The 1,309-nt window shown below is 65.2% G+C and carries 1 protein-coding gene and 1 pseudogene; one reads left to right on the forward strand and one right to left on the reverse strand.

What is annotated here, in order from left to right; genetic code table 11:
* Positions 1-432 (reverse strand): annotated as a pseudogene (locus tag EN939_RS34505) (outer membrane beta-barrel protein); the annotation flags it as partial.
* A gap of 249 nt (positions 433-681) precedes the next feature.
* Between EN939_RS34505 and EN939_RS34510 the strand changes: the two are divergent.
* The coding region (locus EN939_RS34510; RefSeq protein ID WP_127271858.1) for a KpsF/GutQ family sugar-phosphate isomerase at positions 682-1,309 on the forward strand (628 nt) is incomplete at its 3' end.

Here is a 1,309-nt window from a genome sequence, read left to right on the forward strand (position 1 = left end):
GTCCTTGGCCTGGCCAGCAGCATTCTGCCCGGCAGTCGATGAGCGGCGGCGAGGCTTGGGCGGCGCCGCGATGTCGGCGGACGTGTCGTCAGTGGCTGCCGGCTGGTCGAAGAGGCTGCCGGTCGCGATGGCATCGCCGGTATCCGTATCGTCAGGCACAGCACCGGCGCTGGCCGGCAGATAGGTGCGGGCCGGCGCATTGTCCTGCGCGGCATTGGCCGGCTGTTGACCCTGCGCTGCCAGGGCCAGCTGTCTCGCCTTGCGCTGCTGGTCGGACAGGATCGCCGATTCCGAAACCTCGCCGCGCAGTTCGGTTTCCTGGGCATGGAGCGCAGTCGGGCGCAGCAAGGCAAACATGCTGGTTGCCAGCAGCAAGGCGCAGACCGCCTTGCCCTTTCGTCCTGTCGAATTTTCTGGCTGGGCCCCGGACATCGCCACCACTGCTTGCGCGGCGCACGCGCGCCATACTTACCGAACCGTAAATGGGGATGGTTAACGGAGGGTTGAGGCGGCGGCCCGTCAACCAGCTGAAGCGCTGATTTCCAAAGGGATCCATACCGCGTGCGTCAAGCTTTTGGTTTTGGCGCCTGCCGTCGTCAAAACCACCGCGCACGTTCGGGCAACATGCCTTGGGCCATTTCTGTTGGACAGCGCGCCGGCAAAGCGCTAATCGCATCAGCCATGCATGCGGGATCCCTGGATAAGAAGCCTTCGGACAGGCAAGCCTCGATCGCTTCGGCGCTGAGGACGGTGGCGACAGAACAGGCTGGGGTTGCAGCCCTTGCCGAGGCCTTGGAGAACGGATTGGCCGCGCCTTTCGCGCAGGCGGTCGAGATGATCTCCGGGATTGAAGGCCGGCTCATCGTCACCGGTGTCGGCAAAAGCGGCCATATCGGTTCGAAGATCGCGGCGACGCTGGCCTCGACCGGCACGCCGGCTTTCTTTGTCCATCCCGCAGAAGCCAACCACGGCGATCTCGGGATGATCGCCAGAGACGACGCCATCATCGCCATGTCGTGGTCGGGCGAAAGCAAGGAACTGATGGGCATCGTCGCCTATTCCAGGCGCTTTTCCATTCCGCTGATCGCCATCACCGCCGGAGAGACATCGGCGCTGGCGCGGGCTGCCGACGTGGTGCTGCTTTTGCCGCGCGCGCCTGAAGCCTGCCCGCACGGCCTGGCGCCAACGACATCAACGCTGCTGCAACTGGTGATGGGCGACGCGCTGGCGATCGCGCTGCTCGAAGCACGCGGCTTCACGCCGGATCATTTCCGCACCTTTCACCCGGGCGGCCAGCTCGGCGCCAACC

The sequence above is a fragment of the Mesorhizobium sp. M7A.F.Ca.CA.002.05.1.1 genome, assembly GCF_003998335.1.
GTDB lineage: Bacteria > Pseudomonadota > Alphaproteobacteria > Rhizobiales > Rhizobiaceae > Mesorhizobium.